Annotated in this window: 7 protein-coding genes and 4 tRNA genes; 6 read left to right on the plus strand and 5 right to left on the minus strand. The window is 46.7% G+C overall.

Going from position 1 to position 7,413, the window contains the following annotated elements; genetic code table 11:
* Positions 1–21 precede the first annotated feature (21 nt).
* The 5 genes from gatD to Q7R76_04915 all read left to right on the plus strand — a co-directional run bounded on the left by gatD (position 22) and on the right by Q7R76_04915 (position 3,711).
* Positions 22–1,335, plus strand: a complete 1,314-nt coding sequence (gatD, locus tag Q7R76_04895; protein MDO8642889.1) for a Glu-tRNA(Gln) amidotransferase subunit GatD — start codon at positions 22–24, stop codon at positions 1,333–1,335.
* Positions 1,332–2,738: a Glu-tRNA(Gln) amidotransferase subunit GatE gene (gene gatE / locus Q7R76_04900; GenBank protein MDO8642890.1), complete on the plus strand. Its 1,407-nt coding sequence runs from the start codon at positions 1,332–1,334 to the stop codon at positions 2,736–2,738. The genes gatD and gatE overlap by 4 nt, the downstream gene beginning before the upstream one ends.
* Positions 2,739–2,991: 253 nt before the next feature.
* Positions 2,992–3,112 (plus strand) — tRNA-Phe (locus tag Q7R76_04905).
* A gap of 276 nt (positions 3,113–3,388) precedes the next feature.
* Positions 3,389–3,505: transfer RNA gene (locus Q7R76_04910), tRNA-Phe, on the plus strand.
* Between the two features lie 91 nt (positions 3,506–3,596).
* Positions 3,597–3,711, plus strand: a tRNA-Phe gene (locus tag Q7R76_04915).
* A gap of 39 nt (positions 3,712–3,750) precedes the next feature.
* Here Q7R76_04915 and Q7R76_04920 read toward each other — a convergent pair.
* A tRNA-Arg gene (locus tag Q7R76_04920) sits at positions 3,751–3,841 on the minus strand.
* A gap of 54 nt (positions 3,842–3,895) precedes the next feature.
* Here Q7R76_04920 and truD point away from each other — a divergent pair.
* Positions 3,896–4,858, plus strand: coding sequence for a tRNA pseudouridine(13) synthase TruD (gene truD, locus Q7R76_04925; protein MDO8642891.1), 963 nt, complete (start codon positions 3,896–3,898; stop codon positions 4,856–4,858).
* On the opposite strand, the gene Q7R76_04930 is transcribed toward truD, so the two are convergent.
* The 4 genes from Q7R76_04930 to Q7R76_04945 all read right to left on the minus strand — a co-directional run.
* Positions 4,855–5,712: a hypothetical protein gene (locus tag Q7R76_04930; protein ID MDO8642892.1), complete on the minus strand. Its 858-nt coding sequence runs from the start codon at positions 5,710–5,712 to the stop codon at positions 4,855–4,857. The genes truD and Q7R76_04930 overlap by 4 nt on opposite strands.
* A gap of 24 nt (positions 5,713–5,736) precedes the next feature.
* Positions 5,737–6,582 (minus strand): DNA damage-inducible protein D, encoded by an 846-nt coding sequence (gene dinD / locus Q7R76_04935; protein ID MDO8642893.1) that lies wholly within the window; start codon positions 6,580–6,582, stop codon positions 5,737–5,739.
* Positions 6,579–7,214, minus strand: a complete 636-nt coding sequence (locus tag Q7R76_04940; protein ID MDO8642894.1) for an adenylate kinase — start codon at positions 7,212–7,214, stop codon at positions 6,579–6,581. The genes dinD and Q7R76_04940 overlap by 4 nt, the downstream gene beginning before the upstream one ends.
* 2 nt (positions 7,215–7,216) lie before the next feature.
* A partial coding sequence (locus Q7R76_04945) for a hypothetical protein (protein ID MDO8642895.1) occupies positions 7,217–7,413 on the minus strand: 197 nt, incomplete at its 5' end.

Below are 7,413 nucleotides of genomic sequence, written 5' to 3' on the forward strand. Positions count from 1 at the left end.
TCCTGCACGTTTTTATTTTCTATGTCCACCCACTCCCAACCAGCCCCCGGCTCCCGCGTGAAAATTCAGATAAACAAAAAAGGCGCATTGAAAGACATTGAAGGGATTCTGATGCCAACTGACGATGACGCGCACACCTTTGTCAAGCTCGACAGCGGCTATAATCTGGGCGTTGAAAATAAATCGATTGTGAAGATACAAACAATAAGCGCGCTTTCTTCAAAACCAACAACCGCCCACCACATACCACTCGCAAAAAATCTCCCCACCATCACTCTCCTTCACACCGGCGGCACCATTGCGTCAAAGGTTGATTACGAATCTGGCGGCGTTACGGCAAAATATTCTGCCCACGACCTTCTTCAGCTGGTGCCCGAGCTTGCCACCATTGCAAACATCAAAACTGAGCTGGTTGCGAACATCATGTCTGAAGACATGAATTTTTCTGATTACCACAAAATTATCGCAGGAATAAAAAAACATGCAGCCGACTGCGACGGCATCATCATCGGCCATGGCACCGACACGCTGGGCTACACGGCCGCTGCACTGGCATTTGCGCTCGAAACAATTAGTATTCCGGTTATTCTCGTCGGTTCGCAGCGCTCATCCGACCGCGGCAGCACCGATGCAGCGGCAAATCTTATCTGCGCAGCACAGTTCATCACCCAGACCAATTTTGCCGGCGTCGCGATATGCATGCACCACACCAGCAGTGATGATGTGTGCGCGATTCTCCCGCCGACAAAAACAAGAAAGATGCATACCAGCAGGCGTGACGCGTTCCAGCCGATCAACGCAGCACCAATTGCACTCGTTCACTATCCGACAGGAAAAGTTGATATTCTTGCCACTGACTATGCGCGGAAATCAGCCGGCACGCTCATGGTGCAAGAAAAGTTCTCGCCAAACATCGGGCTCCTGAAAGTGCATCCATCCATCAAGCCCGAGCTCGTTGAATTTTTTGCAAAAAACTATGCAGGCATTGTCATCGAAGGCACTGGGTTGGGCCATGCGCCAACCAACACGCCAGAAAATCTCAAGAATTATGAAACGCTCAAAAAGTACATCAAACAAGGAGGTATCGTTGCAATAACGTCCCAATGCCTCTACGGCCGAGTCCATCCCTCTGTGTACACCAACCTGCGAAGGTTGGCAGAAATCGGTTGTATTTTCTGCGAAGATATGCTGCCGGAAACAGCGTACATAAAACTCGCCTGGCTCCTCGGCAATTATTCAGCCGACGAGGCAAAAATACACCTCGCCAAAAACATGCGCGGTGAAATCACCGAACGCAGCGAATATGAAGAAGAATTTCTCAAGATGAAGCAATGAGCCACGACTACGCACAGCTCGGATTGCGCATGGGGCTGGAAATTCACCAGCAGCTCGAAGGTAAAAAGTTGTTCTGCTTGTGCCCCACAACGATTCGCAAAGATGAACCTGACTTTGAGGTGCGTCGGCGCCTCCGCGTTTCTGCCGGTGAAACCGGCGCGGTGGATATTGCAGCACAGCACGAAGAAGAAAAAAAGAAATATTTTTCCTACCGCGGCTACCACAACAGCACCTGCCTTGTTGAGCTGGATGAGGAGCCGCCGGCACTGCCTAACCATGATGCACTGCAAACCTGCCTCCAACTCTGTAAACTACTGCACTGCGAAGTCGTTGATGCGATTCAATTCATGCGAAAAACGGTTATTGATGGGAGCAACACCTCGGGCTTCCAGCGCACGGCACTCATCGGCACTGATGGCTACGTTGATGTTGATGGAAAAAAAATCGGCATTGCCACTGTATGCCTTGAAGAGGAGGCATGCCAGGTCATTGAACGCACCAAAGAATATGACGTTTATAACCTTTCCAGGCTCGGCATTCCGCTCATTGAAATTGCAACTGCGCCGGACATCACCACACCGGAGGAATGTAAAAAAACTGCGCTCATGCTCGGCATGATTTTGCGCAGTGTACCGAGCATGAAACGGGGCATCGGCAGTATCCGACAGGATGTGAACCTTTCAATCAAAAATGGGCATCGCGTTGAAATCAAAGGATTTCAAGAAGTCCAATCACTGCCAAAGGTAGTAGACGGAGAGATTGAGCGCCAGCTCAAAGAAAAAAAGGGTGAATCGCACGTACGCAAGGCAGAACCCGACGGCACCACCTCTTTTTTGCGGCCAATGCCCGGCGCAGCACGCATGTATCCGGAAACTGATGTGATTATTATCATTCCTGACTTTGCAGGAACTGGCGACGTGCGACTGTTGAGCGAGAAAGCCGACGAACTGCAAAAACTTGGCTTGAGCAAGGATCTTGCTGAGAAGATTGCGAAATCAGAACAGTACGATCTTTTTGGTGAGCTGAAAACTGCCTGCACCACGGTCAAACCTTCATTTATTGCCGAAGTGCTCGTGTCGTATCCTGCTGAAGTCAAAAAAACCGGTGGCGACGCAGGAAAAATTGTTGCCGGAACCCTGCGCACTGTGTTCATTGCGCTTGACGCGGGAACCATTGCAAAACCATCGCTTATGGCGCTTCTTGTTGATGTGTCTAAAGGACTGGCGTTTGATGTGCACAAATATGAATTAATTTCTGACAAAGAGCTTGAGGAAGAAATAAAACATATTGTGAAAGAATCAAAAGAGCTGCCGTTCAATGCCGTGCTGGGCAAAGCAATGGGCAAGCTGAAAGGCAAAGCAGAGGCGCAGAAGATAATTGAATTGCTGAAGAAGATGAAATGATAATTCTGCCGTCGATACTTTTTTTCTGTTCCGGTGTAACCGGAAATATTTCGAAATTCTGTTTGTCTTGCGTAATTCTTCCGGCGTGCCCGGAAATATTCCGGTGCCGCCGGAATTCTTCCGAATTTGTGTGAGAAACGCATATTAAGACGGGTATCTTCGGTATTTTAAAAAAAGAAAAGGTGCACAATCCGTGCACGAGCTTGAAAACCAAGCTAAAGAGAGTATAGGTACTATAAATAATTTTCCTCATGCAGGGGTCGCACAATCTGGTAGTGCACGGGCTTGAAAACCTCGATGCCTTTACCGGCTGTCTGGGTTCAAACACGGTTCACAGGATTAGATGTGTACGGGTGAAAATCCCAGCCCCTGCGTTTTATTTTATTCGAGAGAAAAAAAAAGAAAAACACCCAACCCCGGCGCCAGTCCTGATTCATCAAAAAAAGAAACAACCACCAACGATCCACAACCATGGTGGAGGAGTTTCAGAGACAATATGTACACAAGCAGTGGACTATAAAAAACTTTCGTTCACACTGCCGCATAAGAAAAAAAAGAAAAAACCGTGTCGCATAATGCGGCACACAAGGTTCAGCCCCTGATACCATAAAAGACAATGTCCTATATAAAATTTTCCCTTCATACTCACGGCCGGGTCGCATAATCCGGTATTGCACCAGACCGAAACTCTGGACGCCTAACGGCTCTCTGGGTTCGAATCTTGATGCAGCCAGTAATGCATTGGGACGAAAATCCCAGCGCCGGCGTGTTTTATATTCAAAAAGAAAGAAAAAAGCGGAAGACTGAAACCCTCACAACTCAGAAATGAAATAGGTTATATAAACTTTTCCTATTCACGCCCAGGTCGCTCAACTTGGTAGAGCGGGAGATTGAAACCCTCCTTCCCGAAAGGGTATCCGGGTTCAAATCTCTTTGAGCGAAAGCTTTTGGGATGAAAATCCCTGCCTGGGCGTGTCTTTTTAATCAGTTATTACATCTCACAAAATTACTACGGACCTGGTGGGATTCGAACCCACGAGAACCAACTTACTCCTGAACCATTTTAGGAGGCTGGTGCCCTATCCAGGCTAGGCGACAGGTCCACAAAGGGGCAAGAAAGAGGTAGTTTTAAATAATTTTCTCATTCACCAGCCTGTATGCCTCTCTTAAAACACCTCCCGGAAGACTTTATTGTCGAAGAACTCAGCACGGTGCCGGAACTGAAGCCCGGACCATATCATTATTTGTACCTCTCGAAGAAAACGTATCCAACGATGAAGGCGTGCCAGATAATCGCTGATGCAATACATGTGCCATTGGCAAGTATCGGTTTCGCTGGCAACAAGGATAAACAGGCAGTCACGAAACAACTCATTTCAATCAAAACAACGCGCGACCTCACCTCTTTACTTGAGCGGTTCAAAACAGGTGACCTCACGCTCGAATACATCGGCACGGGAGATGAACCGATAGTGCTTGGCCATCTTCGAGGGAATCGGTTCATTATTGTCGTACGGCAACTCACGCAGGAACAGCCAAAAACGCTCACTCGCTTTGTCAATTTCTTTGGTGACCAGCGGTTTTCCAAAAATAACAGTGAGATTGGCAAATTACTCGTCAAACAACAATTCAAAGAAGCCTTGGTGCTTATTGATAATCCAGCTGCACAAAAATATCTTGAAGAACATCCTGCAAATGCCGTTGACGCGCTGCGAAAAATTCCAAAACAACTCTTGAAAATGTATGTGCATGCGTATCAAAGTATGTTTTTCAACAAAACAGTGGCTGTGTTTCTTGACGGCAAAAAAGATGAGGTAAAAAATAGGATGGTGCCGCTGGTTGGCTTCGGATATGAATGTGACAATGCAGAGATTGATGCCATCATCAAAAAATTGCTCGACGAAGAAGGAATTACTGAACGCGATTTTATTATTCGCCCCCTGCCTGACATCAGCTGCGAAGGCGGAGAGCGGACACTGTTTGCTGAGATTCACGACTTAGAAATCGGTCCGCTTGAGGATGATGACCTGCATCCTGACATGAAGAAATGCACGCTCATATTCTGGCTGGACAAGGGATGTTATGCGACTGAAGCAGTGAAGCAGATGATTGAGAATTAGTGAAATCCTGTTTTGACGAGTTCAACTGCCTGCAGCCGCGCGCCGAGATGTGTTGGCATGCGTTCGTCGTATCCTAAATAAGAATCAAGATTGCATGAAGGCATTCGTGGTGTCAGATACCCGCTGGAAAATCCATCTGAACCACCAGCTCCCTCCCATACCGCAGCAGCTCGCAACGCCCAGCTGTTGATTTTTCGCATACTTTTATCAGGTGCCATGCCGCGGCGCTTGAGTTCTGCGTGAACATAGGGCGCAACAGTCCAGAACAAACCCGGCCCATCACCTTCTGCACCAATACCATGTTGGCCTGCGAGATAGCATGCATTTCGGCTAAGGTGATATTGACTCGCCCATTGGATGAATTCTTTTGCAAATGTTTCGCACACGGTGTTTTGTGCTCGATTAACCAAGTCATCTTTATGCAGTTCTTTAAGAACGTAGTCTTTTGGCCGCATAAGCCGGAGAAGGTGTGCGCCAACCCGTGCTTTAAGATACGATTGTTGGCACTGGTCAAGTGCCCCCCAGGTAACGCCTGCTGTTGCACTTAGTTCTTCAAGTGAAACGCTCAATGGCTGAAAATCGCCAACCCATTTTCGCAAGAGACCGCCATCTTTTATCTCGCACAGCATGAGTTTGCATAATTCTTCATACGCAAGTTCTAAACGCGCGCCACCCACAGTTTCTTTGCCTACAAGAACGTTTTCAAATCCGGTTCGGTTGGAAATCAATAGTGTACGGTACTGTTGCGCAGTCGCTTCAATTACAGCATCACGCTCTGCCTCTTTGAGTCGGTTACTACTGGCATGAAAAAATGTAGGGTCAAAGCCCAGATAAAAATCAATCGACGTGTCCATAAAACTCGAGAAAAGATGTTTTGTTTATAAGACTTTCTTTAGTTTTGAGGACGCTGCGATCTTTTTCTCATCGGTTTTCCCCCTTCGTTCTAATTGATTAATGTCCGGTTCGGGTGGCAAATTTTCTGGTTGAATGCCTCGCGCAGTAAGAAGTGTTCGTATATCGACATTATTTTTAACATGTTCTTCGGTTATTTTTGGTTCCCCGTGCAGATCCTCTTTTTTCACATTAAAGTTGGTAATTTCCGTTGCAAGATTTTTTGCTGTTATTGTGATTGTTGGCAGAAAATCAGCAAGTGGCTTTTTTTGAGATATCCCCATCCTATTCTTCATTTGTAAAGTGGTGAGGCCCCCAAATAAGGCGTGATCACCTTTGCTTCGTATGCGTGCAAAGCCTTCATCGTCAACGCCGCGCTCATAAATAAGTTTTGAAAGTTCTCTTTCTGACGCAATGAGTTTTTGCCGGACATGTATTCGCTCAGCAAGCGAGATTCGCTGCTCTATCAATTCCTGTTTTCTTGTCTGAACTGCAAAATAGCTCTGTGCGAAGGCAATAGGTTCTTTTTGCGGATCACCATTCTGAGCGATGAGATAACAGGCATATCGGGTGAGCATAAAATCGTCTATCTCTTTAGAGGCATCCTTAGGCATAGCTATCGTTTTGTTGACATCAACAAAATGATCTTCTATTTTTTGTCCACTATTTTTGCAGGAGATTCTCGCTTTTTCAATCACATTCAGAAAATTTCGCCATTCACCATATTCAAGAAGCTTTTGCAAATCCCGTGCAGACCAGAACTCAACTCCTTGCGCATTTTGAGAGCAGTTTTCAAATGAGATTTTAAGTTTTTCTACAATATCTTTTCTCACGCAATCGCCTCTTCCACTTCCCCAAGAATCTCTTCAACCAGCCGCTCCGTGTCAATATCAACCAGCAGCTTTTTCTTTTTGTAATGCTCGACCAGCGGGTGCGTTTTTTCGTTGTACTCCTTGAGCCGCACTTTCACGACGTCGGGTTTCTGGTCGTCCCGCTGGTATAATTCGCCGCCACAGTGGTCGCAGCGTCCCTTGATTTTTGAGGGAATGTTTTTCTCGTGAAATATTGCGCCGCACTTTCTGCAGGTCCATCTGCCGGCAAGGCGATCAAGAATTGTTTTTTGAGACGCGGTAAAATTGAGTACGTGGTCAATTTTCAGTTTGTGCTTTTCCAGCAGTTCTGCCTGCGCAAGCGTGCGGGGAAAACCATCGAGAATAAAGCCTTTTTTGCAGTCCGGCTTGCTGATGCGCTCTTTCAGCATATCAAACGTCAGTTCATCCGGCACAAGCTTTCCCGTGTCCATGAACGCCTTTGCTTTTTTTCCGAGCGGCGTATTGTTTTTTGTGTTTTCACGAAACAAGTCGCCGGTTGAAATTTGAGGGATAGAATATTTTTTATTCAGCATCTGGGCGAGGGTGCCTTTGCCAGTTCCCGGCGGCCCGAGAAAAATGAGATTTTTTTTCATGGTTATCCCAGATAGCCAAGGTCATCTTCAACTTCTGTTTCCTTGGCCCATGAGTCTTTGAGAGTTTGCAGAATCGTGTTGAGCTGGCTGCTGTAGCCGTTCTTTGCCGACCAGTCTGCATAAAAAGCAAACAAGTAGGATGCTTCCTCTTTTTCCACCGAAACCATGCTCAGCATATTTGAATGCCGTAGGTAAACCA

The sequence above is a fragment of the Candidatus Woesearchaeota archaeon genome (genome assembly GCA_030651375.1).
Lineage (GTDB): Archaea > Nanobdellota > Nanobdellia > Woesearchaeales > UBA12501 > JAUSFM01.